Annotated in this window: 20 protein-coding genes; 17 read left to right on the forward strand and 3 right to left on the reverse strand. The window is 66.2% G+C overall.

Annotation, left to right across the window (positions count from 1 at the left end):
- Window positions 1–145: 145 nt before the first annotated feature.
- Window positions 146–1234: a selenide, water dikinase SelD gene (selD, locus tag LNV28_RS12815; RefSeq protein WP_263517930.1), complete on the reverse strand. Its 1089-nt coding sequence runs from the start codon at window positions 1232–1234 to the stop codon at window positions 146–148.
- 145 nt (window positions 1235–1379) lie between these two features.
- Between selD and LNV28_RS12820 the strand changes: the two genes are divergently transcribed.
- The 8 genes from LNV28_RS12820 (at window position 1380) to LNV28_RS12855 (ending at window position 9112) form a co-directional block, all read left to right on the forward strand.
- Window positions 1380–2255, forward strand: coding sequence for a putative selenate ABC transporter substrate-binding protein (locus LNV28_RS12820; RefSeq protein WP_263517931.1), 876 nt, complete (start codon window positions 1380–1382; stop codon window positions 2253–2255).
- Window positions 2252–3088: a phosphonate ABC transporter ATP-binding protein gene (locus LNV28_RS12825; protein ID WP_263517932.1), complete on the forward strand. Its 837-nt coding sequence runs from the start codon at window positions 2252–2254 to the stop codon at window positions 3086–3088. The genes LNV28_RS12820 and LNV28_RS12825 overlap by 4 nt, the downstream gene beginning before the upstream one ends.
- The gene (locus LNV28_RS12830; RefSeq protein ID WP_263517933.1) at window positions 3079–3939 is read left to right on the forward strand and encodes a PhnE/PtxC family ABC transporter permease; all 861 of its coding nucleotides are present in this window, start codon (window positions 3079–3081) and stop codon (window positions 3937–3939) included. Before LNV28_RS12825 ends, LNV28_RS12830 begins: the two co-directional genes overlap by 10 nt.
- Window positions 3936–4769, forward strand: coding sequence for a phosphonate ABC transporter, permease protein PhnE (phnE, locus tag LNV28_RS12835; RefSeq protein WP_263517934.1), 834 nt, complete (start codon window positions 3936–3938; stop codon window positions 4767–4769). The genes LNV28_RS12830 and phnE overlap by 4 nt, the downstream gene beginning before the upstream one ends.
- A 256-nt stretch (window positions 4770–5025) precedes the next feature.
- Window positions 5026–5721, forward strand: a complete 696-nt coding sequence (locus LNV28_RS12840; RefSeq protein ID WP_263517935.1) for a tetratricopeptide repeat protein — start codon at window positions 5026–5028, stop codon at window positions 5719–5721.
- A 130-nt stretch (window positions 5722–5851) separates the two neighbouring features.
- The gene (locus tag LNV28_RS12845) at window positions 5852–6163 is read left to right on the forward strand and encodes a hypothetical protein (protein ID WP_263517936.1); all 312 of its coding nucleotides are present in this window, start codon (window positions 5852–5854) and stop codon (window positions 6161–6163) included.
- Window positions 6164–6494: 331 nt separating this feature from the next.
- Window positions 6495–7046, forward strand: coding sequence for a class I SAM-dependent methyltransferase (locus LNV28_RS12850; protein WP_263517937.1), 552 nt, complete (start codon window positions 6495–6497; stop codon window positions 7044–7046).
- A 1325-nt stretch (window positions 7047–8371) separates the two neighbouring features.
- Window positions 8372–9112: a GAP family protein gene (locus LNV28_RS12855; RefSeq protein ID WP_263517938.1), complete on the forward strand. Its 741-nt coding sequence runs from the start codon at window positions 8372–8374 to the stop codon at window positions 9110–9112.
- Window positions 9113–9328: 216 nt separating this feature from the next.
- On the opposite strand, the gene LNV28_RS12860 is transcribed toward LNV28_RS12855, so the two are convergent.
- The gene (locus LNV28_RS12860) at window positions 9329–11458 is read right to left on the reverse strand and encodes a TonB-dependent receptor (protein ID WP_263517939.1); all 2130 of its coding nucleotides are present in this window, start codon (window positions 11456–11458) and stop codon (window positions 9329–9331) included.
- 387 nt (window positions 11459–11845) lie between these two features.
- Here LNV28_RS12860 and LNV28_RS12865 point away from each other — a divergent pair, with 387 nt between their 5' ends.
- The 9 genes from LNV28_RS12865 (at window position 11846) to LNV28_RS12905 (ending at window position 22124) form a co-directional block, all read left to right on the forward strand.
- Entirely contained in the window at window positions 11846–13204 is a 1359-nt protein-coding gene (locus tag LNV28_RS12865; protein ID WP_263517940.1) for a cyanophycinase, read from the forward strand.
- Between the two features lie 291 nt (window positions 13205–13495).
- On the forward strand, window positions 13496–14230 hold the full coding sequence (locus LNV28_RS12870; protein WP_263517941.1) for a DUF4386 domain-containing protein: 735 nt from the start codon (window positions 13496–13498) through the stop codon (window positions 14228–14230).
- 310 nt (window positions 14231–14540) lie between these two features.
- Window positions 14541–14966 (forward strand): Fur family transcriptional regulator, encoded by a 426-nt coding sequence (locus tag LNV28_RS12875; RefSeq protein ID WP_263517942.1) that lies wholly within the window; start codon window positions 14541–14543, stop codon window positions 14964–14966.
- A gap of 10 nt (window positions 14967–14976) precedes the next feature.
- On the forward strand, window positions 14977–15402 hold the full coding sequence (locus LNV28_RS12880) for a DUF2946 family protein (RefSeq protein WP_263517943.1): 426 nt from the start codon (window positions 14977–14979) through the stop codon (window positions 15400–15402).
- Window positions 15403–15556: 154 nt separating this feature from the next.
- The gene (locus tag LNV28_RS12885; RefSeq protein WP_263517944.1) at window positions 15557–17689 is read left to right on the forward strand and encodes a TonB-dependent siderophore receptor; all 2133 of its coding nucleotides are present in this window, start codon (window positions 15557–15559) and stop codon (window positions 17687–17689) included.
- A 19-nt stretch (window positions 17690–17708) separates the two neighbouring features.
- A complete protein-coding gene (locus tag LNV28_RS12890) occupies window positions 17709–18500 on the forward strand; it encodes an ABC transporter ATP-binding protein (protein ID WP_263517945.1) in 792 nt (263 codons plus the stop codon).
- A complete protein-coding gene (locus LNV28_RS12895) occupies window positions 18497–19924 on the forward strand; it encodes an ABC transporter permease (protein WP_263517946.1) in 1428 nt (475 codons plus the stop codon). Before LNV28_RS12890 ends, LNV28_RS12895 begins: the two co-directional genes overlap by 4 nt.
- Window positions 19921–21285, forward strand: a complete 1365-nt coding sequence (locus LNV28_RS12900) for an ABC transporter permease (RefSeq protein WP_263517947.1) — start codon at window positions 19921–19923, stop codon at window positions 21283–21285. The genes LNV28_RS12895 and LNV28_RS12900 overlap by 4 nt, the downstream gene beginning before the upstream one ends.
- Window positions 21286–21914: 629 nt before the next feature.
- The gene (locus LNV28_RS12905) at window positions 21915–22124 is read left to right on the forward strand and encodes a hypothetical protein (RefSeq protein WP_263517948.1); all 210 of its coding nucleotides are present in this window, start codon (window positions 21915–21917) and stop codon (window positions 22122–22124) included.
- 371 nt (window positions 22125–22495) lie between these two features.
- On the opposite strand, the gene LNV28_RS12910 is transcribed toward LNV28_RS12905, so the two are convergent.
- Window positions 22496–23497, reverse strand: a complete 1002-nt coding sequence (locus LNV28_RS12910) for a LysR family transcriptional regulator (RefSeq protein WP_263517949.1) — start codon at window positions 23495–23497, stop codon at window positions 22496–22498.
- Window positions 23498–23676 lie beyond the last annotated feature (179 nt).

Consider the following 23676-nt stretch of genomic DNA (forward strand, 5'->3'; position numbering starts at 1 on the left):
GGTGCTCCAGTTCGGCAAAAAGTGACGAGTGGGGGCACGATAGACAGGCAGCCCGGCCTCGGCCGAGGCCAAGCGACGAGCTGCGGAATGGCCGACATGACTGGCGGGCGGGCGGAGCCCACCCGGTAAAACTCTAGATCAAGTGCTACCGCAGACGCACACGCGGCTGCGCACTCGCCTCGGCCATGCGGCCGACCACGGCCGCGCGGGCAAAACCATGGCGTGCGAACACCGCCTGCACCGCCGCCACGTCGGCCGGCGCGCAGGCCACGAGCAGGCCGCCGCTGGTCTGCGGGTCGCTCAGCAAGGCCTGGTCCTCGGGCGCGAAGCCGTTCGGCAGCTCCACCTCGGCGCCATAGGCGGCCCAGTTGCGGCCCGAAGCGCCGGTCACAAAACCCTGGCCGGCCAGGGCACGCACGCCGTCCAGCAGGGGCACGGCCGCCCAGTCCAGCTCCAGGCTGCAGCCGGCGCCGCGCGCCATCTCCAGCGCATGGCCGGCCAGGCCGAAGCCGGTCACATCGGTCAGCGCGTGGACGCCATCCAGGGCCGCCAGATCGGGGCCGGGCGTGTTCAGGCGGGTGGTGCTGTCCAGCATCTGCGCATAGCCGCTGGCGTCGAGCGCGCCTTTCTTGAGCGCCGCGCTCATCACGCCCACGCCCAGGGGCTTGCCGAGCAGCAGCACATCGCCGGGCCGGGCATCGGCATTGCGTTTGACCCGCTTGGGGTGGATCAGGCCCAGGGCCACCAGGCCGTAAATGGCCTCGACCGAATCGATGGTGTGGCCGCCGGCAATCGGGATGCCGGCCGCGCGGCAGATGGCCGCGCCGCCTTCCAGCACCCGGCCAATGGTGGCGACGGACAGGCGCGCAATCGGCATGGCCACCAGGGCCAGGGCCATGATGGGGCGGCCGCCCATGGCGTAAACATCGCTGATGGCATTGGTGGCGGCGATGCGGCCGAAGTCGAAGGGGTCGTCGACGATGGGCATGAAGAAATCGGTGGTGGCGATCAGCGCCTGCTCTTCGTTGAGCTGGTAGACCGCGGCATCGTCGGCCGTCTCAATGCCCACCAGCAGCTCCGGCGGCAGAGCCATGCCGGCCGTGCCACGCAGGATCTCCGACAGCACGCCCGGCGCAATCTTGCAGCCGCAGCCGCCGCCGTGCGACAGGGAGGTCAGGCGGGGTTCTTCAGTCGAGGTGTCGCTGGGCGAAACCGGGGCGGTGCTGGCGCTCATGGCGGGCTTTCTGGCGGGAGGGTCAAAGACAGAGACAAACAGACAGAGACAAACAAAGCGGCGCGCAGCATAGCCGCTGCAAGAAAGCAAACGGGCGCCCAGGCCCGAGAATAGCGGCCTTGCCAACCCGCACACCCACCCCACCATGAAACCGATGACTGCCCTGCCCCGCCGCGCCCTGCTGGGCTCCGCCCTGAGCGTCTTGCTACTGGCCGCCCTGCCCGGAGCCAGCCAGGCCCAGCAAGTGCTGCGCGTCACCGCCATCCCCGACGAGGCGCCGACCGAGCTGGCCCGCAAGGCCGCGCCCCTGGTCGCCTACCTGGAAAGCCGGCTGGGCATGAAGGTTGAGTTCACCCCGGTCACCGACTACGCGGCCGCGGTGGAAGCCCTGGCCAGCAAAAAGGTCGACCTGGCCTGGTTCGGCGGCTTCACCTTCGTGCAAGCGAATGTGCGCTCGGGCGGCAAGGTCATCCCCCTGGTGCAGCGCGAGGAGGACGAGAAGTTCCGCTCCGTCTTCATCACCAGCGAGCCGAGCGTCCAGAAGCTGGCCGACCTGAAAGGCCGCGACCTCAGCTTCGGCTCGCAGAGCAGCACCTCGGGCCATCTGATGCCGCGCAGCTTCCTGCTGCAAGCCGGCCTGGACCCCGACCGGGACTTGAAGCGTGTCGCCTACAGCGGCGCCCATGACGCCACCATCGCCGCCGTCGCCTCGGGCAAGGTCCAGGCCGGGGCGCTGAACATCTCGGTCTGGGACAAGTTCGTGGCCGAGAAGAAGGTCGACAGCGCCCGCGTGCGCGTGTTCTTCACCACCCCGCCCTATTACGACTACAACTGGAGCGTCCACGCCGACATGCCGGCCGCGCTGCGCGACAAGCTGAGCCAGGCCTTTCTGAGCCTGAGCCGCGACACCGCCCAGGGCAAGGACATCCTGGACCTGCAGCGCGCCACCCGCTTCATCCCGAGCAAGGCCGAGAACTACAAGGGCATCGAGGCCGCGGCCCGCAGCGCCGGCCTGCTTTGAAACTGGAGCTGCAAGGTCTGGCGGCCCGCCACCCGGCGGCCGCCGCTGGCCGGGCGCCCGCCCTGGCGCCGCTGAACCTGAGCGTCAGCGCCGGCGAGGCCCTGGCCGTGATCGGCCCCTCGGGCGCCGGCAAGACCACCTTGCTCCATGCCCTGGCCTGCGCCCTGCCGCCCAGTGCCGGCCGCCTGCAGTTGGACGACGCCGAGCCCTGGGCCTTGCCGCGGCGCGAGCTGCAGCGCCTGCGCGGCCGGCTGTTTCTGGCGCCGCAGACGCCGCCGCTGCCGCCGCGCCAGCGCGTGGTCACCGCCGTGCTGGCCGGCGCCCTGCCGCGCATGAGCCTGCTGCAAAGCCTGCGCTCGCTGATCTACCCGCAAGATCTCGCGGCGGCCCATGCCGCCCTGCAAAGTTTCGACCTGGCCGACAAGCTGTTCGAGCGCGTCGACCGCCTCTCCGGCGGCGAGCGCCAGCGCGTGGCCCTGGCCCGGGCCCTGCTGGCCCCGGCCCAGCTCTGGCTGCTGGACGAGCCGCTCTCGGCCCTGGACCCCAACCGCGCCAGCCAGGCCCTGGCCTTTCTGCGCGCCGAGGCCGGCCGGCGCGGCGTCACCCTGGTCGCCTCGCTGCACCAGGTGGAGCTGGCCCTGGCGCAGTTCCCGCGCATCATCGGCCTGCGCGAAGGCCGGCTGCAGTTCGACCTGCCGGCCGCGCAGGTGAGCCCTGAACTGCTGGCCAAGCTCTATGCCCAGCATGAGGACGAGTTGCAGGCCTGGGCGCCGGCAGACCATGAAGAAGACCTGCCGGCCACCGCGCCAGCGGTGCTGATGCAATGCCGGTGAGCGCGCCTTCCCCTTTTTCTCCTTCTGCTTCGCAAGCGCCCCAGCTGCGCGACCCCGCCTGGCAGGGCCGCTTGTTCTGGAGCCTGGCCGGCTTGGCCCTGCTCTGGCCCTTGCTGCAGGCCAGCGAATTCCGCCCCTGGCTGCTCTGGCAGCCCGACAGCCTGCGCGCCAGCGGCCAGTTCCTGGCCGACTTCCTGCCACCGGCCCACAGCGCCGACTTTCTGGCCCTGCTCCTGCGCGAGACCTGGCGCACCGTGGCCATGGCCACCGTGGGCATCAGCCTCGCCTTGTTGCTGGCCGTGCCGCTTGCGCTGCTGGCCACGCGCAGCCTGTCGATCTCGGCGCTGGCCGGACGCATGGCGGGCGGCCCGTTCTGGCTGCGCCAGTTCCTGCGCGGGCTGATGGTGCTGCTGCGCAGCGTGCCCGAGCTGGTCTGGGCCCTGGCCTTGGTGCGGGTGCTGGGCCTGGGGCCGGCGGCCGGCGTGCTGGCGATTGCGCTGAGCTACGGCGGCATGCTCGGCAAGGTCTATGCCGAGATCCTGGAAAGCGGCGACAGTGCCGTGGCGCAGAACCTGCTGCGCAATGGCTGCTCGCGCCTGCAGGCCCTGGCCTATGGCCTGCTGCCGCAGAATGCCGCTGAGCTGGCCAGTTACACCGTCTACCGCTGGGAATGCGCGGTGCGCAGCTCGGTGGTGCTGGGCTTTGTCGGTGCCGGCGGCCTGGGACAGCAGATGGACAACTCGATGAAGATGTTCCGCGGCGACGAGGTCTGCACCCTGCTGCTGGTCTTCGTCGCCCTGGTGGCCCTGGCCGACCGGCTCAGTGCCGCGCTGCGCAAGGCCTTGGCATGAGAACAACAAGGACAACGGAAAAAACGCCCGCGCCGCTGCTGGCTTTGCCGCCGGAGCTGCGCGCCGCGCGCCGCCGCGCATGGGTATTGCTGCTGGCCCTGGCCGGCTTGGTGGTCGCCAGCTTCGCTTCGTTGGACCTGCCCTGGGGACAGCTGCTCTCGCTGCCGGCCTGGCAAAGCATGGCGCGCTTTGGCGGCGAATTCTTCCCGCCCGAGACGCGCCCCGACTTCCTGCTCAAGGTCGCACGCGGCGCCTGGGAGACCTTGGCCATGTCGGCCCTGGGCACCCTGCTGGCGGTGGGCCTGGGCCTGCTGCTGGCCCTGCCGGCTGGCGCCCCGAGCGCCTCGGGCGCCCTGCGCGTGCCCACCCGCTGGCTGCTCAACGCCTTGCGCGCGGTGCCCGAGCTGGTCTGGGCCAGCCTGCTGCTGATCTCGGTCGGCCTGGGCCCCATGGCCGGCACCCTGGCCCTGGCCCTGCACACCGGCGGCGTGCTCGGCCGCCTGTTCGCCGAGGCTCTGGAGAACCTGCCCACCGGCCCAGCGCAAGCCCTGCGCAGCCAGGGCGTGAGCGCGCTCAAAGTGTTCTTCTACGCCCAGCTGCCGCAGGCCCTGCCGCAGTGGCTGAGCTACACCCTCTACCGCTGGGAGAACAACATCCGCGCAGCGGCGGTCTTAGGCGTGGTCGGCGCTGGCGGCCTGGGCCAGCAGCTGGCTTTTCATCTGGGCCTGTTCCAGATGGGCAAGACCGCCACGGTCTTGATCGCGATGTTGGGGCTGGTGGGGCTGGTGGATGGCTTGAGTGGGGTGTTGAGGTGGAGGTTGGGGCGGTGACGACAGAGGGGCCTGGGAGCGCATAAGCGATTTAAGAAATGCCTGGGCCGGATCTCTTCTTTTCACCCGCAAAAGGTGGAAAGTCACCTCCAGATTGTGCGGACTTTGATGGCTCTATACGCGTGGTACAAACCTCGGAAATCGACGGATCGGCACGCTCGCTGCGGTGCCCGGGCGAAATTCCGGAACTGAAAGTGGGTGCGATCTCGGCAGTACGCAGGACTTGAGTCGCCCGAAAACAAAGTTAGATCCCAAAATGAAATACATCTTCCGCCTACTCTCCTGCTTTGTCTTTTCCGCGACAGCGATTGCTCAGCCCGCGGCCAACTCTTCTCTCGCTGAAGCCGCAAGACTGATGTCACAGGGCCAACTGACGCAGGCGATTGCAGTTCTTGAGCCGCTTGCCAGTCAAAGGAACGTGGCTGCGCAGCACAACCTGGCAATGATCTACGCCCGTGGCGGTCCCGGAGTGTCGGCGGATCTTCCAAAGGCACTGGAGCTCTACCAAGCCGCGGCAAAGGAGCGATTTCTACCTTCCATTCATAACCTTGGCGTGATGTATCAGCTCGGGCAAGTCGTTCAGCAAGACTACGGTCGTGCCATGCAAAACTATCAAGTCGCAGGCCGCATGGGCTATGCACCGGCGCTTTCTAGCATCGCCTATCTGCATGCTAACGGCCTAGGACACCCGCGCGATCTCGTCGCGGCCTACGCCTACTTGCTCATCGCCGATACCTTCGGAGATGCAAACGCCAAGCCAAGCGTTGCTCGAGTCAAGGCCGCACTGACGCCAGACGAACGGGAGCAGGGAGAAATCATCGCGGAGAAGCTGTCACAGCGGTTCATTGCGAACATCAAGAACTGCCAGCGGGAGATTGCCAAAAGGAACAACCTTCCCTTTGATGAGGCCGCCCCTCCCACGTCTGGCTTGATGGTGTGGTGTGGGACCTAACCTGTCCGTCGAAGCGACACCCAACGGCGAGCAATTTCTTGGCTTTCCTCCCAGGTTTGTGCCGCCGTTGTGCGCGCCTCATGTCCAACACTAGTCCTCACGAAACGCGCACCATCTCCCTTGTAGAACGATGTTCAACGTCACTTTCATCAAGAACACCTTCGACGCTCCGTCACCGGACTCGAACGCGCGATTCGCGGCCCTTCGTCGTGACGACCAGCTGCCTTTCGCACCAACAGTTGGCCAAGAGTTCTTCTGGGCCACAGAGAAGGCTCAGAAGGTTGTTGCGGTCACCTGGAACTTCGAGGAATCATCCTTCACCTGCAAGGTCGAAGACGAGTTTGTTGATGCCCTTGGCATTGACGCATTTGATTTCGATGAACTCGTCGAAAACGCACCCTGTCGAGGTTGGAAGGTGGTCAGGATCTTCGATGCCAAGTAGTGGGAACTCCGCTCCGGCCGCGGCGCACACATCCCGTGCCGGGGCCGAGGTCAGGCCTTTAGTTTCAAGGCAAGACCTGACCCTTAGCGTATATACGTGGACTCATCAGGCACCGAGTCTGCACCAGCAGGAACAAAGTCAGGCCTGAACTTTCCTGAGGCTCTCCTTCGCATACATACGCAAGCACTAAACGGTGACGCGCCCTGTGAACTTCAGGCTGTTGGACAGCCTCCTGGATTTTCAAAGTAGCGAAAACGAAATGCCGAGCGACATCCCCAGCCCCATCGACCTTCGTCTCATGCGCGATGCCCGCGAGTGGGAAGAAACTGCGATGTCCAAGCGCCCGTGGCGCACCGAGTTCTTCGAGGCCTTCGCTTCGGAGATCCGTTCCCTTGGCCCCATCGGCCAGCGCATTCTGGAGCTGGGCTCCGGCCCCGGCTTTCTGGCCGAACACCTCTTGCTGCGCGAAGTTCCATCCCTCGAATATGTGGCGCTGGATTTTTCCCCGGCCATGCACGAACTGGCAGCCCAGCGCCTGGGCCCCTTGGGCTCTCGCGTTCACGTTCAGTTTGTCGAGCGCAGCTTTCGCGAGCCCGGTTGGTCAGACGGGCTCGGGCAGTTCGGCTGCGTGCTCACGAATCAGGCCGTTCACGAGTTGCGTCACAAACGCCATGCCGCCGAACTTCATCGTCAGGTCAGGTCCTTGCTCTTGCCGGGCGGCGTCTATCTGGTCTGCGACCACTTCGCCGGCGAAGGCGGCATGAGCAACAACCAGCTGTACATGAGCGTGGCCGAACAGGCCGCCGCTTTGGAAGCCGGCGGTTTCGCCAAGGTTGAACAAGTCTTGCTCAAAGGGGGCCTGGTGCTCCACCGGGCAAGCTAGGGAAGCTCTTCGGCTGTGCTGGGCCATACCTGCGAACTCGGGGTCAAGTCTTAAATGTTAAATCCTCACCCTTCACCCCTTCATCCATCTTTCCCGCCTGTCCGCTCAGCTTCGCTCACCATTTGGCTCATCCGCGACACTGCGACTGTTTGCCGTCACGTGTGGAATCCAACACTGACAATACCGCCCATCGTTGAGGCCATGCGGGCCGGTAGCTGAGCGGTTGCTGATAGCGGAATGATCAGGAGAACTTAAGGTTTAAGGCTTGACCCCGAATTTCGCGAATTTCGTGGAGCTTCAGAAGCCATGCCGCGCGCCGTGATTCCTAGCATGGATTCCAACTGGACACGCCACGGAGTACGGCCTGGCCCGGGAGCCCTCCAGGTACATCATGCCCCTCGCGGGCCTGGCCGCATGCCGCCGCTCGCCGGTTAACTCTACGTTTGGCTTCATCCATGCCGCTGATTCACGAGAGAACGAACGCTAAGGACGACTGTCACCATTTCAGATCGGATCGATCCGTGACGGTGCAAATTGGCCGAAGCACTACGCCAGGCATGTACATCTGGACCGTGTTCCATCCTGATATCAAGTGCGCCATATGGGGCGATGAGTGTGAAACGGTTGAAGTTGCAAAGGAGCAAGCTTGGCAATGGGTAGTGCAGTGGGTCGTGCCAGATGAAGCCTAAGCTGTATCTCAACCGGACCCGCAACTGCACTCCGCCTTCGAGCCTCATATCATTCTGGCCCTTCGGCATCGTTCCGGTCACGTGCCGCTTAGATTCAACGTTGAAGTAGTTTTTGCACCTTGCGGACCAACCGCAGATTGGAGAGTTCCATGTCACACCCGAACAAGCCCATCAAGGTTGCTCTGTGGATCAGATTCCTAGCGCTTCTGTATCTTGCTTGCGTGGCCTTCGCAATCCTTGTGCTTGTACAGCGGGTGCTTCAAGGTCAAACAGTTTCACTGCCAGGCCTCTCAGAGGACTTGCTTGGGTCGCTGCTCTTTGCCTATATGAGCCTTCTTTTCTTCTATGTTGCAGTCACTGGCTGGGTGCCCGTGAGGTACTTTCCGGTAGGGGCTGTGACCTGGCCGTACTTGCGCGATCGTGTACTCAGATCCGAGCAGCGAAAGCAGTAGTTTGATTGAGGCAACCTTCGCTCGCCTCCAGTCGATTGGGCTGCTTGCAAGAAACACGAGTTGAGTTCTGTTGTTTGCCAAAAAAAGGAGACTCTGCTTTGAAGCGATTCATGTTTGTTGCTTTCACCGACCAAGATGACCGTGTAGTTCAGGCGCTAGCAGACGCGTTGACGGGCGACTCGCGTTGAACTTCGAACTGCTCGCCCCGCTGGCCGTACTGGCGCTGATCGATAGCACCAGCTTCGGCACCTTGCTCATCCCCCTGTGGTTGATGTTGGCTCCCGTCCGCCCGAGACCGGGGCGGATTCTCTTGTTCCTTGGCACGGTGGCCGCGTTCTATCTGCTGCTGGGGATTGCCTTGCTACTCGGAGCTTCGTCGCTGCTCGACTCTTTGCAGAAGACGGAAAACATGCAAGCGCTACGGGTCGCTCAATGGATTGCCGGTATCGGGCTGATGGTGCTCGGTGTGCTGATGGAACCTTGGACCCAAGCGGGCAAGGAGCGTCGCGAGGCCCGCCGCGCGGAAAAACTGGCCCGTCACGGACCCAGCCTGCACATGCGGATGCGGGAGCGTGCATCCGATGCATCGGCCCCCGTCGGTGCGGTCATCGTGCTGGCCTTGACGGCAGCCGTCATCGAGGCGGCATCGATGATCCCGTATCTGGCTGCGATCGGCGTCTTGATCGCATCGGAGTTGTCGCTGGCGGGGCGCGCTGCGGTGCTGTTCGGCTATTGCCTGGTGATGATCGCTCCAGCATTGCTGCTGCTGGCGGCGCGACTTTTTCTCCACGAGCATGTCGCGCCCATCTTGACCAAGGTGGAGGCATTTCTGTCCCGCAATGCCAACGAGGCGACGGCTTGGGTGGTGTTTTTGCTCGGCCTGTATCTGGTGAGCGACGGCTGGAACGCGCTCGACGGGCCTTGAAGTTTTGTGTCGTCGCACGTAGTGCCGGGGCAGGGGTCAAACACGGTGCCGCAGGGCCGGGGTCAGGCCTTCAGTTTCAAGGCAAGACCTGACCCTCAGCACCGGCGCTGAGGCATATCAGCCTTCGAATTGCCTGTGTCGATTCGGAGCTGGTTTGCGAGCCTGCAGGGCAGCAAGCGCCTGACTCGCCTGAACGAAGCCGCAAGCATTCCAAGTTCAGAACGACATCCTCAGCGTGAAGCGGAAGGCGCGCGGCTCGGCCGGATGGATGTGTCGGTCGGCCACCGGTGCCGGCTCGCCCGGCAACTGCGACTCGTAGTGATACTCGATGTCGTTGAGCTTGCGGTCCAGCAGATTGAACACATCCATGCTCAGCTCGGCACGGCTTCCCAGCCAGCGGCCAAGCTGGCGACTGATGCGAAGGTTGGTCGTCAAGGACGAACGCGAGCGCACGCTGTTGTCTTCTGTCAGTGGGCCGGAGCCAAGGTAGCGCCACTGGACGCTGGCCGACCACGGCCCCAGCTCGCGCACCGTCACGGCCACCGAACCGACCTTGTCGACCGCATTGGGAATGCGAGGGCCGACCGGGTCGGCATCCGAGAAGCGGGCATGGGTCCAGGCCAAGTCGGCATCGACCAGCAGCCAGGGCAGCGGAATCCAGCGGTTGTTCCATTCGATGCCGCGGCGTGTGCTGGGTCGGGTCGGTTCGGTGGCGCCGGCGTCGCCCACGTAGACCAGTTCAGAGTTGAAGTCCAGCGTCCACAGGGCGAGCGAACTCTGCAGGCCCGGGATCCACTCGCTGCGGGCGCCCAGCTCCATGCCGCGTGAGGCGACCAAGCCGGGCACCTTTTCAACGGCGGCCCCGGTCTTGGGATCGACGGTGGCCGTGGTGCCGCGGGCGTCGTTGCTGTGGAAACCACGACCGGCGTTGAAGAAAAACTCGGTCTTCGCCCACGGCCCGGCGATCAGGCTCAGCTTCGGCGAAACCAGGTGGTCGCGGCTGCGGCCCGAGTTGGCGGCATGGGCCAGGCTGTCCACCGAGAAGTGGGCCGCATCGGCGCGCAGGCCCAGCACGGTGCGCAGCCAGGGCGTCACTTCAAGCGCGGTCTGCGCATAGAAGCCATACAGGCCTTCGCGGACCTTGTCGTCGCGGGTGGTGCGCATGAGCTGCCGCTGGACCGTGTCGAACAAGCCCACGCGGATGCGGTCCTGACGCAGCTGCAGGCCGACTTCGGAACGCGCAGGCAGCGAGCCGATGTGGTGCTCGACCGCGCGGCTCGCGCTGAAGCCATAGACCTGTCGACGGTCCTGTTGCGAGAACTGGTCACCCTCGTCGGGCCGCTCCAAGGCGTAGCTGAAGTTGGAGAACAGCTGGAGCTGGTAGTCGATGAGGTAGGCAGCGACGCGCGTGGCGCCGGACTCCGTGCTCTCATGCCACTCGCCGGAGAGGCTGTTGCGATGCGTCTTGCCGCCGTCGCTCGGGTCGAGCGAGTCGAAACGGCCGAAGGCTTGGCCCGGATCGCGGCCGGCGCCGAGCAGCCGCTCAGGGATCTGGTCGGTCGAGGTCCAGCGCGCCGCGTAGCCCATCAAGCTCGCGCTCCAGCCGCGGGCAGCTGTGCCGTTGCTGAGGGTGAGCAGGCCGTTACTCTTGCGCAGGCCTTCAGGCACCGTCCAGGGGCCGTCATTGCCTTGCAGCTCGACACCCGCGAGTAGATGCAGGCTGCCGCCCAGATCTGTGGACCCGGCGGCGATGGCCCGGCGATAGCCATGGCCGCCGAGCGAGATGGCGGCGAATGGAGCATCCAGTCGGCTGCGGTAGGCGATATCGGTCGAACCGGCAGAGGCGAAGTCGGCGTTCTGGGCAAAGTACGGGCCTTTGCGGTATTCGATTCGGTCGACCAACTCGGGCATGAGGAAGTTCAAGTCCGAGTAGCCCTGGCCATGGCCGTGTGTCGGCATATTGACCGGCAAGCCGTTGACGGAGGTGGCGAAGTCCGTGCCATGGTCGAGGTTGAAGCCACGCAGGAAGTACTGGTTGGCCTTGCCGTCACCCGAATGCTGGGTGACGATCAGCCCAGGGATGAACTCCAGCAACTCGCCCGGGCGCAGCGCGGGGCGGCTCTTCAGCAACTCGGCGCGGATGACGCCCTGCGAGGCCGCATCGGAGCTGCCGATGGCGTTGTCGTAGTGGCGGCCCGCCACCTCGACACGGTCCAGTTGTTCTGCATCGACGGTGACGGCGGGGGCGTCGGGGCCCGCGCCGGCCGGGGCGGATTGACCCAGCGCGGCAGAGGCTTGCAGGCACAGGCAAGCCAGGGCCGCCATCGGCTGAAGCAGCCGGCGCATGTCCGGTCTTCTGCGGGTCATTGGGCTGAGTTTGGACATGGTCACGCTGGGGTTCGGCTTAGGAGGAGTTGGCGACTTCACATACGCAAAGCGCTCGCCCTTGGATGCGTCCTGCCGGACAAAACCAAAGCACGGAGCAAACTTCGTGTGAAGACCGCGCGGGCTCCTGAGCACCGTGCGAATGCGGGCGGCCTGAAGAAAAAAGCGCGCGCTTCTGGGGTCAACCCCGACAGGACATTCCCGCAGGCCGTCACAGGCTCGCAAGATCGGGTCGCAAGGCCGCAAGTCGCCATCTGGGCGGCAGGCAGGCGCGGCGCTAGATTGGCATCACGCCACGCAGCAGTTCGCGGGCGCCCCTCACGCCAACCCAACTGGATGCCACGCCCGATGAAATTGCGACTCCTCACTCTCGCCCTGTGCACCCACCTCGGCCTGGCCTGCGCGCCGGCGCAGGCCGGCAAGGTTTTCCTGTCGGGCGGCGGCTATGACGACGCCAACACCAGCCTGTTTGTGCAAGGCCTGCGCAAAGCCACCGGGCGCGACTCGGCGTTCACGCCGCTCATCACCAGCACCGCCAACTGCGGCAGCGACTGGGCCACCACGGTCTGCCCGCGCATCGCCGTCATCACCGCCTCCAAAGCCAGCTACGCCGAGGGCCTGGACGCCTTCACCAACGACATCCCCGCCACCAGCACCAGCTCGCTCAAGCGCGGCTACTACAACCTCTTCCAGACCCACGGCTTCTCGCCCAAGTTCATCACCGCGCACATCGACAACCGCGCGGCGCACAGCAGCGCCAGCACACCCGAAGGCCAGGCCAATATCGCCATCCTCAACCAGGCCGATGCGATCTGGGTGGTGGGCGGCGACCAGGCCAAGGTTTCGCGCACCTTGCTCAACGACGACGGCAGCGACACGCCGCTGGCCGCGGCGCTGCGCAGCCGCTGGAGCAATGGCAACGGCGCCATCGTCATGGCCGGCGACTCGGCGGGCAACCACGCCATGAACGTCAAGATGCACGCCGCCGGCATCAGCTACGGCTACCTCTACTACGGCGCCAATCTGCATGACCGCGCGGTCACCGACTACCTCACCCTGGGTGACACCCGCGACGGCAGCAGCGCACTGCGCTACTTCGAGAACGGCGGCACCATGAAGGGCCTGGGCTTCTTGCCCGCCACGCTGCTGAGCGACACCCACTTCGACGCCCGCTCCGGGCGCCTCGGTCGCCTGGTTTCGGCGCTGCGCCATATGGGCATCCAGCAAGGCCTCGGGGTGGACGAGAACACCGGCGTGCTCGTGGACACTGCCGCACAGACCGCACAGGTTTACGGCGCCGGCACCTTGACCGTGGTCGACACGGCCGGCGCCAGCGTGCAGACCGGCACCTACTACAAGGTCAGCGGCCTGCGCGTGAGCCTGCTGAGCGCAGGCGACCGCTACAACTACGCCAGCAAGGTCGTCACCAGCAGCAAAGCGCTGATCAGCAGCCGCTATTACACGAGCTTCTACGACTCGCCCGACATCTTCGCGGCCTACGAGACTTCGAAGTCACTGACCCGCGTGGTCGATCAAACGCCGACCAGCAATATCGGCACCGCCCCCAAACCGGTCTACAGCAGCGGCCCGGCCTACCCGAGCGGCGCGCCGGCCATCAAGCTGCGTTTCACCCGCGACGCCTCGACCAAGGGCTATTACAGCGGCGGCAAGTACACGGTGGACAAGGTCAAGGTCGACGTCTATTGAGGGGCGTGCGGCACGCACTGACCGATCAAAGCCCGGATGCATGGATTTGCGGCATCCGGGCGGCCTGCGCACCGGGGGCGGAGTCTCGGAAACCTGACTTTCGATAACGCTTTCAGTAAGCGGCACAATCGCGCTCGGGCGCTGAGAACAACGACTCACACATCCCAAGCTGCCGATGGCTGCGGCAAATCGATGCCATCGGTGGGTGATCGTGCCGATCCAGGGTAGTGGCTGGAAGTTCGGTGTCTTGGACAGCCTCCTTGGGCAGCACACCACAGCCGGGAGCCAGATATGTCAGCCAGCTCTGCATCGCAGACCGAATCGGACAGAAGAACGCATTTCGCACGCATCGCCGGGGCGATGTATCTCCTCACGGTCGCGAGCGCCCTGTTCGGGGAAGCCTATGTACGCGGCTCCACGCTGGTCAGCGAAAGCGCCGCAGAAACGGCCAGAAACCTGATTGAGGCCAATCAGCTCTTCCGCATGGGCTTGGTGACCGACCTGCTGACCTTCACCGGTGTGGTCGTCCTCGTGTGGGCGCTGTACCAGTTGCTCCGACCCGTGGGCGGGCGACTGGCCGTCCTTGCCGTGTTCTTCCGCCTGATTGAACTGAGCGTGCACTTCTCGGCGGTCGGTCTCGGGATCGTCGCACTCTCCCTGCTGGGTGGCGGTGAGTACACGCGCGGCTTCGACACCGCCCAGCTGCATGGGCTCGTCGGTTTCGCGATTCGCGCGCAGATGACGGGCCTCAGCCTCGGATTCATACCTCTGGGCCTGGGCTCGGCGGTCTTTGCCCTGCTTTTGCTGCGCTCGGGCTACGTTCCCAAGCCTCTTGCAGCCTGGGGCGTCTTCGCCTCCCTGCTCCTGGCCGCCTACTCCTTTGGGATCATCTTGTCCCCCAGCACCAGCGACTTCTTCTATGTGGGCATGCTGCCCATGTTTGTGTACGAGGTATCGCTCGGGGCCTGGCTCCTCTTCAAAGGCGCCGGGGTCCCCGCAGCGCGTGCGGCTTCGGCTGCCTCGTGACCGAGCCCGCATCGGCATGCCACGTTCGGGCCTCATTCGTTTCAGGCCCGCCGGACTCCTGACATCTGGGCCAGGCGGGTTCGGAACGGAGCCACGTAGAACTTCAGGGCAGGACCTGACCCTCATTGCGAATGCCGGGGCCTCGCACCTGGGACTGACTCTGGCCTTCCAGCGCCGTGAGGCTTCACCGCCGGCCCGGGATGGCTTGGCTGGGCTTGGATTCAACCAGACGCATGCCCATTCATCGCAAATGAGAATTCATTTGCAATAATGCGGCAAGCACCCATGCTTGCCACGCCTCATCCAGCCCATGGAACGATCCACCCGCCAACGCACCGCCCTGCGCGCCGTCATCGACGCCGCGGGGCGACCGTTGTCGCCGCAAGAGGTGCTGGAAGCGTCTCAGCTGGAGGTGCCGGCCTTGTCGCTGGCCACGGTCTACCGCAATATCAAGGCGCTGCTCGATGCCGGCGAGATCAGCGCCGTGTCCTTGCCGGGCAACAGCCCGCGCTATGAATCCGCCCGCCATGAGCACCACCACCACTTCCAGTGCACCCAGTGCATGCGTGTGTTTGATGTGCACGCCTGCCCCGGCGATCTGTCCGGGCTGGCGCCGGCCGGCTTCCAGGTCGAGCGGCATGAGCTGACGCTGTACGGCCGCTGCAGCGACTGCGCCGCGCCGAAGAAGGCGTCGGGCAAGAGCAAGGCCCCGGCGGGTCGGCATGCGCCGACTTGATGGGGGACGCTTGGCCACCCAAAGCATGGACCTTGGCGCGCACCTGACTTCGATGATTCGCGGTCAGTGCTTGCCCCTGCGCCAGCTGCTGGTCCGCTTTCTCATGCTGGCCGTGTTGTTCAACGCGGCCGCCGGGAGGCCAGCCCACGAAGGCTCGCATCTGCGGCAGACGCTCGCTGCCGTGGCGACGCTGTCGGCCTCGGCCTCGACCTCGGCAGCGGACCCATCGGCCGACGGAGCCGCACACGGCAAAGCCCTCGAAGGCGCTTGCGCCTGGTGCTTTGCCTATGCCGATCTGGGCGTCGGGCTGACAGCGTCTGCCCCTCCGCACACGCCGGCCTGGTTGGACGAGCTGCCACGGCCGCAGCCGGCACGGGGCTTCGTCCCCAGCCCCGGCCATTGGCCCTTCGCCTCGCGCGACCCGCCCGCCTGCTGAAGCCCGCCGTCCTGGCGGAGCGCTAGACCTCATCACACAGTTCCGTGCCCCGGCGTCCAGCTGGCGGCTCGGCGTCGTCGTTCGTCTTTCCGAGTTTCTCCTCATGCTTTCCACACCCCGCTCCGCGCCCGGCGCGCGCCTTGCCGTTCTTCCCATGCTTCCCCTTCTGCCGCTGTCTCTCGCTGTGGCCGCCCTGTACACCGGACCTGTGAGCGCCGAGCCCGCCAAGACCGGCACCGAGGCGGCACAGCTGCCCGCGGTCGAGCTGGTCGGGCGCACGGAGTCCGGCGCGTATCACGCGGCCGAAGCGGCCGGGGCCAAGACCGATCTCGCCTTGCGGGAGCTGCCGCAATCGGTGCGCATCGTCACACGCCAGGCGATCGATGACCTCGGTGCCACCAAGCTCGACGATGTGCTCGACTACGTCGGCGGCGTCTCGCGCCAGAACAGCTTCGGCGGCCTCTGGGACAACATCGCCATCCGGGGCCTACCCGGCAACGAGAACACCGGCATGGCCACGCTGCTGAACGGCTTCTCCTCGAACCGCGGCTTCAATGCACCGCGCGATCTGGCCGGCGTGGAGCGGATCGAGTTTCTCAAGGGCACGGCTGCCGCGCTTTACGGCAGCAGCGAGCCGGGCGGGACGCTGAACATCGTCTCCAAACGCCCGCGCTGGAGTGCGGCCCATTCCGTCGAGGCCTATCTGGGCAGCTATGGCCTGCGGCGCGGCGCCCTGGACAGCACCGGGCCCATCGGCGAGAACCTCGCCTACCGACTCAACCTGGCCGTGGAAGACCGCGACAGCTTCCGCGATCACATCAGCGCCAAGCGCGAAGTGCTCGCACCGGCCTTTAGCTGGCGACTTGGCCAGGCCACCCAGCTGGACTACGTGGGCGAGCTCTTGCGGCATGCCAGCCCGCTGGACCGGGGCGTCGTTGCAGTCGACAACCGCTTGGGCGCCATCAGCCGCGACCGCTTCCTGGGCGAGCCGGCCGATGGCGAGGTGACGGTCAAGAACCAGACCCACCAGCTCATCCTGTCGCATGAGTGGAATGCCGATTGGCGCAGCCGCTTCGGCCTGTCCTACCGCGAAACTTCGATGGAAGGCTTCTCGACCGAGGCCACCGCGCTGCGCCCCGACAAGACCACGCTCACGCGCCAGCGGCGCTTCCGCGACTACGGCTCGGAAGACGCCGCGCTGCAAGCCGAGCTGCAAGGCCATCTCAAGACCGGCGCCATCGAGCATGAAGTGCTGCTCGGGCTGGAGAGCTTTCGCTTTCGCATGGACTCGGTGATGCGGCGCGTGAACCCGACGGCCACGCAGGCCTACGCCATCGACATCCAGAACCCGGTCTACGGCCAGGCCCAGCCGCTGCCCCTGCCCAACACCGACACGCTGGAGCGCCAGCGCAATACCGCGCTTTACCTGCAGGACGCCGTCAAGCTCGCGCCCGAGTGGCGTCTGGTGGCCGGCCTTCGTTTCGATGACTACCGCCAGTCGCTGCACAACCGGATCAAGGACAGCACCGCACGCCAGCAGCCCTCGTCGAGCTCGCCCCGTGTCGGCCTCTCCTGGCTGCCAACGACGCAATGGACCGTGTATGCCAACGCCGGCCGCTCCTTCCGACCCAATGTCGGCTCGGACTTCGCCTCGCAGGGCTTCGAGCCAGAGACCGGCCGCGCGCTCGAGCTGGGCAGCAAGTGGGAGAGTGCGGACCGGCGCATCGGCGCCACCGCAGCGTTCTTCGACATCCGCAAACGCAATGTGTTGACCGCCGACCCGGTGAACGCGGGCTTCTCCGTGGCGGCGGGCGAGATCCGCAGCCGCGGCCTCGAGTTCGACCTGGCCGGGCAGCTGAGCGCGAACTGGCGTTTGAACGCCAGCCTGGTGCTCAACGACGTCGAGATCACCCAAGACAACAGCCTGGAAGTCGGCGGGCGCCTGCTCAACGTGCCCAAGGTCAATGGCAGTGTGCTGGCGGTCTACGAGAGCGCCTTGGCCAACGGCCAGCGCTTCAGCATCGGCGGCGGGTTCACGCACATGGGCGCGCGGCTGGGTCAAGCGCGCACGCAGGCCGAGGCCAAGGCCGGCACGCCAGCCTTCGAGCTGCCGGCCTACACCACGGCCAAGCTGGTCACCTACTGGCGCATCCAGCCCAAGCTGCGCCTGACGCTCGACATCGACAACCTGTTCGACACCCACTACTACACCAGCTCCTACAGCCGCCTCTGGGTGGCACCGGGCACGGCGCGCAGCGCCACTGTGGGCCTGCAGGCCAAGTTCTGAGGCCCAGCATATGCACACCATGCCAGTGACCGCCACCACGGAGTTTCGCGAAGCTCCCTTGCCGCACGCCACGGCCCCACGCCGGCCCGCCCTCGAAGCGCGCGGCGTGATCGCCGGCTATGGCGCCAGCACCATCTTGCACGGCCTGGACCTGCGGGTCGGGGCCGGTGAGATCTACGCCTTGCTGGGCGCCAACGGCGCCGGCAAGACCACCACGCTGAGCCTCTTCCTGGGCTTTGTTCAGGCCAGCAGCGGGCAGGTGCGGGTGAACGGCATCGACCCCATGGCGGATCCGAGCGCAGCCCGGCGCCAGCTCGCCTACATCCCCGAGAACGTCGCGCTCTACGAGCACCTCAGCGCGCGCGAAAACGTCGCCTATCTGCTGCACCTCGCGGGCCAGCCTGCGGGTGTGGCGGCCATCGACGCCGCGCTGACGGCCGCCGGCCTGGACGCCGCCGCGCATGGGCGGCGCATCTCGGGCTTCTCCAAAGGCATGCGGCAAAAGGTGTCGATTGCTTTGGCGCTGGCGCGCCAGGTGCCGGCGCTCTTGCTGGACGAGCCCACCTCTGGCCTGGACCCGCAAGCCACCAGCGAGTTCAGCCGCCTGCTCGGGCTGCTGCGCGCGCAAGGTGTGGCGGTGTTGATGGTGACGCATGACCTGCTCAGCGCGGCCGATGTGGCCGATCGCATCGGCTTCATCGAAGGCGGGCGCCTGATCGAGGAGGTCGCGGCCACCAGCCACACCGGTGAGGAGCATTTCGATGTGCGCGCCCTGCACCGGCGCTACGCCGGCCAGGAGGCGCGGCGATGAGCGCGGTGCTGCGCATTGCCCGCGAGGAATGGCGCCTGCTGCGGCGCGACCGCGTGGCCGTGCTGGGCCTGACCCTGCTGCTCTTGCTGACGGCCGTGGCCGCCTTCACCGCCTGGGATCAGCGCCACAGCGCCGATGCCCAGCGCAGCCGCCACCAGGCGCAGGTGGATCACGAGTTCGAGGCCCAGCCCGAGCGGCACCCGCACCGGATGGTGCATTACGGGCACTTCGTGTTCCGGCCGCTGAACCCGCTGGCCGCCTTCGACTCGGGCGTGGACGCCTACACCGGCCACACGCTCTATCTTGAAGGGCACCGGCAGAACAGTGCTAACTTCGGCGATGTGCGGCAGTCTTCTCTGCTGCTGCGCTTTGGCCAGCTCACGCCGGCCTTTGTGCTGCAGGTGCTGGCACCTCTGTTGCTGATCTTCATCGGCCATGGATCGCTGGCGCGGGAGCGCGAGTCGGGCACCTTGCGCGTGCTGCTCGCGCAAGGCATTGCGCCGCGGCAGATCGTCGCGGGCAAGGTGCTGGCACTGAGCGCCGTGGCCACCCTGGCCATGCTGCCGGCCTTGCTGGCGCTGCTGTGGATCGGGCTCGCAACAACGGCGCCTTTCAGCCTAGCGGCCCTGCTGGCCGCGGGCTACGGCCTGTGGCTGCTGATCTGGGCGCTGGGCATCGTCGCACTGTCGGCCTGGTTCGCCCGCGCCCGCGACGCCCTGGTGGCCCTGCTCGCGCTCTGGGTGATCAGCGTCGTGCTGCTGCCGCGCCTGGCCCCCGAGTTGGCCACTGCCGCACTGCCGCTGCCGACGCGCTTCGAGACCGACATCGCCGTGACGCGCGATCTGGCGTCGCTGGGCGACAGCCACAACGCCAACGACCCCTACTTCGCTGAGTTCAAGAAGAAGGTGCTCGCGCAGTACGGCGTCGGCCGCGTGGAAGACCTGCCGGTCAACTACAAAGGCCTGCTGGGCATGGAGGGCGAGCGGCTCACCAGCGCATTGTTCCTGCGCTACGCCACGGCCAGCTTCGAGCGCCAGGCCGCGCAACTGCAATGGGTCGACCGCTTCGCCTGGCTGAGCCCGGTGATTGCGCTGCGCCGTCTGTCCATGGCGGCAGCCGGCACCGATTTGGACAACTACCGCCGCTTTGTCGAGCAGGCCGAGCGCCATCGCTACCGGCTGGTGCAGGAACTCAACCGGCTGCAGGCCGAGAAGCTCAGCTATGCCAGCGACCGCTCCAGTCGCGACAGCCGCATCAGTGCCGAGCACTGGCAGGGCATGGCCGACTTTCACTACGAAGCCGCAGCGCCCCGCGAGGCGCTGCGCCGCGCGGCGCCTGCTGCGGGCGTGCTGCTGCTCTGGCTGGCGGGCCTGGCGGCGGTGTTGGCGCTGGCCGCGCGCCGTCTGGGGAGGATCACGCGATGAACTGGTTTGCCCATGAATGGCGTCTGCTGCTGCGCTCGCGACTGGCGCTGATGGCGCTGGCCCTGCTGTTCTTGCTGTCGGCCCTGGCCGTGCTGTCGGGCCTGCGCGAAGTCAGGCACCAGCAGCAGACCATCGCAGAGCTGGCCGAGCTGCAGCAGCAGGAACTGGCCGCACAAGCGCGCAAGTACACGCAGGGCGGCGATGCCGGCTCGGCCGCCTACTACACCTTTCACAAGACCTGGGACCCGCCCTCACCCACCGCCTTTCTCGCGCTGGGCCTGCGCGACGCCGCGCCCTATGTGCTGCGCGTGCGGACCCTGGCGCTGCAAGCGCAGTTGCATGAGGGCGAAAGCGCCAACCCCGAACTGGCACTGGCCGGGCGCTTCGACTTTGCTTTCGTGCTGGTGTATCTGGCGCCGCTCTTCGTGATCGCGCTCTTGTACGACCTGGTTTCAGGCGAGCGCCAGTCGGGCCGCCTCGATACCTTGCTGGCCATGGCCGGCGCCGGCCGGCGGCTGTGGCTGCGCCGCGCGGGTGTGCGCAGCGGGCTGGTCTGGGTCTGCCTCATGCTGCCGGTGCTCGCCGGCGCGCTGAGCAGCGGCACGCCGGTGGCCGCGCTGGCGGTCGTCCTGCTCAGTGCAGCGGCCTACCTCGCCTTCTGGACCGGGTTGGCGCTGATCGTCGCGACGCGCAAGGCCAGCTCCGCCGCCCATGCGATGACGCTGATGGGCTGCTGGGCGCTGCTGACGCTCATCCTTCCCACCCTCGCCAACGCAGCGCTGACGCGTGCCGTGCCGGTGAATCAAGGTGTGGAGCTGATGCTGGCGCAGCGCCAGGCCGTGCACGGCGCTTGGGATCTGCCGCCCGAAGCCACCATGGAGAAGTTCTTTCGCAGCCACCCCGAGTGGAAAGACACGGCGCCGCTGCCCAAGGGCTTTCACTGGAAGTGGTACTACGCCTTCCAGCAACTCGGCGACGAAAGCGTGGCGACGCAGGTGGCGGCCTATCGCGAGGGCCTGCTCGCGCGCCAGCACTGGACCTCGCGCCTGGGCTGGCTGCTGCCCGGTGTTGGCGTACAGGCCGCGCTGCACCGCCAGGCCGAAACCGATCTTCAAGCGCAGCTGGCCTACCAGGACCGCATCGCTGAATTTCACGGCCGGTTGCGCGCCTTCTTCTACCCCTATGTGTTCAATGACCGGCGCTTCGGCAGCCAAGACTTCGACCCGCAACCGCAGTTCAGTGCAGAAGCTCGATCAAGGCCTCAGCTGGGCGCTGAGTTGCTGGGGCTGCTGCTGATGGGGCTGGCGGCCGTGCTGCTGGGCGCCAAGGCAGCCGGGCGGGTTCGGCCGGCGCGAGGCTGAAGAGCGATGGCAGGATCTCAGGTCTGAGTCGCGAATGAACTGAGCACGTGTCAGGCTTTGCTTCCCGCAAAAGGCGGGAAGTAGCGTCCTTAAACTGCTGCTTTTGCAGCGCCAATCGCGTGGCACGAACGCCGAAATTCAGCGGCTCATTCGAGGCACTGCAGTGCTCAAGCAAGAAGCTTCGGCAGCGGCACCTGAGTCTCACGCGTACGCCATAAAGCCCTTATCGGGCCATTCCAAACTGCCAGGTCCCGAGTGGCAAGTAGCTGCTCTTTCCACCGGTCAACTACATCGTGTAGACCCCATCCTGGCTGAAGCCTCGGAGCCGCGGCAGACAAGAGAGCATCTTTGGCGGGACACTTCCCAGCCTGATGCAGGCCGTCACATACACGCTGGTTGTGGATTGAAAGTCTCCGGCATCAAGAAGCTCACAAGAGCTGGGGCGGACAAACCCGGATTCAGTAACGATTAAAACCAGCAGCACAATCGCAGCAAGGCGCAGAAAGCTCCGCGCACCAATCCCACTTCAACGATGCGCCCAGTCATTCTGATCCGTCGCAGCCCTCTCACGCCGACAGGCGGGTGCGGCTGTGCTTTTCGGACTGTCGGACGATTTCACTAGGGCACCAATGCAACCCAAGCGCGGCGGACTCTTTCGCTGGATCGACGCATCGGGCCAGGCGATGGGAGCGCTGGTCCGCTTTGGCCTCGTGTCCTCAGCCGCAGTGGCCGCCGCACTGGGTCAATTCCTTCTCGCTGTGATTCTTGCCATCATTGCCCTCGGCCTCTTCGTTCGCCTGTGGCGAGGCCGCTTGAACGACAGCAAGAAGACGCGATGAAGCCCGGTGTGTTCCGCTGCCCGGTCTGCCAAGGCCCAATTGCCCTCTGGGCTTTGCGCTCTACCTGATTCACTTGCCATCATTGCCGCAGGGTGCTCACCAGCAATATCGCGGCCGTCAGACTTCGTGCCCTGCTACTGGCCGCAGTGGTCGAGCTGCTTCTGCTCTTGGGTGTCTGGCTGTGGCTGGGCGACCTTGCACGCGCGCTCGTCCTGTGTGCCGCCTTGGGCAGCGTGCTCGGCGTCGGCATTTGGTACCTAGCGGTCCACACACTCCTGGACATTGACCCGGTCCGACCACAGCCGCCGGCTGCGCCTCACTAGCCACTGACATGCGCTGTACGCACGAGAAGGCCGCCAGGGCCTTGCAATTTATGCCGGCTCATTGGCCCTAAGGGACGAAGCCCCGCTTTCCCCGCCCCCTGATTCCAACTGCAAAACCTCCCGCATGAAGCGCACCAGGGCCCGCGCTGTCTCCGAGCCGGCCGGCATGGGCAGGGTCAGGGCCTGGATCCATTCGCCTTCCAGAACATCAAGGCGCCAGCCAGGCAGCAGCTCGACCAGGCCGCTGCCCGGCGCCACGCAGAAGTCGGGGCAGAGCACCACGCCGGCACCGTGGCGGGCCATGGCCATCAAAGCGTCGAGATCATTGCCCCAGGCGCCGGCGCGCAGCTCCGTCAGTGTCAGGCGCTCGCCGCTGGGCTCGTGCAGCCAGCTCAGGCTCGTGTTGTCCTCATGCTGGCCGACCAGCAGGCAGTTCAGCCCCACCAGCGCCTGCGGCCCGGCTAGCGGCACGCTGCCGGCCGCTGCATAGGCGCGCACGGCGTAGCGCAGCAGGGGCTGGGCCACCCAGTCCTCGGGCGGGCGGGCGGTGGCGCGCAAGGCCAAGTCCACGCCCTCGGCCAGCAGGTCGACACGCCGATAGGTGAACAGCAACTCGTAGCGCAAGGCCGGGTGCAAGGCCTGGAAACGCGCCAGCAGCGGCGCCAGCACATGGATGCCGAAGACCGGCGGCGCGCTGATGCGCAAGGTGCCGCCGAGCTGGTCGCGCTCGCTGCGCAGAGCCAGGCGGGCGCCTTCGGTGGCCTCCAGCACCACCCGGGCGCGCGCCTGCAGGCGTCGGCCGGCCTCGGTCAGGCCCAGGCTGCGCGTGCTGCGGGCGAACAGGGCCAGGCCGACGGCGGACTCGATGGCCGCCACCCGGCGGCTGACGGCCGCCCGCGTCAGCCCCAGCTCGCGCGCCGCGCGGGCAAAGCTGCCGGCCTGGGCAATGCGGGCGAACAACTCCAGGGCATTGGCGTCCAGGGCCTGGTCGGCCGCCGTGCGGCGGCTCAGGGACAGCCTGGGGGCCTTGGGTTTCGCGGTCTTTGTCAATGAATCAGCACCAATGTGTCGAACCTACGCAGTCTAGTCGCGCGATTGTTGCCAATCTAGACTGGGCCCCAGAGTTTTCCATTGGCCGGCACTTTTTTCCACGCAGTTCCACGCAGTTCCACGCGATTCCACACCGCGCCACCTCACACCACGCCGGACCACCCCACGCCACCTTTCGC

It is taken from the genome of Paucibacter sp. DJ2R-2, assembly GCF_025717675.1.
Classification (GTDB): Bacteria; Pseudomonadota; Gammaproteobacteria; order Burkholderiales; family Burkholderiaceae_C; genus Paucibacter_A.

Coding starts and splice junctions, on each gene's coding strand:
- selD (WP_263517930.1), bottom strand. CDS start 1,234: ATGAGCGCCAGCACCGCCCCGGTTTCGCCCAGCGACACCTCGACTGAA.
- LNV28_RS12820 (WP_263517931.1), top strand. CDS start 1,380: ATGAAACCGATGACTGCCCTGCCCCGCCGCGCCCTGCTGGGCTCCGCC.
- LNV28_RS12830 (WP_263517933.1), top strand. CDS start 3,079: ATGCCGGTGAGCGCGCCTTCCCCTTTTTCTCCTTCTGCTTCGCAAGCG.
- phnE (WP_263517934.1), top strand. CDS start 3,936: ATGAGAACAACAAGGACAACGGAAAAAACGCCCGCGCCGCTGCTGGCT.
- LNV28_RS12840 (WP_263517935.1), top strand. CDS start 5,026: ATGAAATACATCTTCCGCCTACTCTCCTGCTTTGTCTTTTCCGCGACA.
- LNV28_RS12845 (WP_263517936.1), top strand. CDS start 5,852: ATGTTCAACGTCACTTTCATCAAGAACACCTTCGACGCTCCGTCACCG.
- LNV28_RS12850 (WP_263517937.1), top strand. CDS start 6,495: ATGTCCAAGCGCCCGTGGCGCACCGAGTTCTTCGAGGCCTTCGCTTCG.
- LNV28_RS12860 (WP_263517939.1), bottom strand. CDS start 11,458: ATGCGCCGGCTGCTTCAGCCGATGGCGGCCCTGGCTTGCCTGTGCCTG.
- LNV28_RS12865 (WP_263517940.1), top strand. CDS start 11,846: ATGAAATTGCGACTCCTCACTCTCGCCCTGTGCACCCACCTCGGCCTG.
- LNV28_RS12870 (WP_263517941.1), top strand. CDS start 13,496: ATGTCAGCCAGCTCTGCATCGCAGACCGAATCGGACAGAAGAACGCAT.
- LNV28_RS12875 (WP_263517942.1), top strand. CDS start 14,541: ATGGAACGATCCACCCGCCAACGCACCGCCCTGCGCGCCGTCATCGAC.
- LNV28_RS12885 (WP_263517944.1), top strand. CDS start 15,557: ATGCTTCCCCTTCTGCCGCTGTCTCTCGCTGTGGCCGCCCTGTACACC.
- LNV28_RS12890 (WP_263517945.1), top strand. CDS start 17,709: ATGCCAGTGACCGCCACCACGGAGTTTCGCGAAGCTCCCTTGCCGCAC.
- LNV28_RS12895 (WP_263517946.1), top strand. CDS start 18,497: ATGAGCGCGGTGCTGCGCATTGCCCGCGAGGAATGGCGCCTGCTGCGG.
- LNV28_RS12900 (WP_263517947.1), top strand. CDS start 19,921: ATGAACTGGTTTGCCCATGAATGGCGTCTGCTGCTGCGCTCGCGACTG.
- LNV28_RS12905 (WP_263517948.1), top strand. CDS start 21,915: ATGCAACCCAAGCGCGGCGGACTCTTTCGCTGGATCGACGCATCGGGC.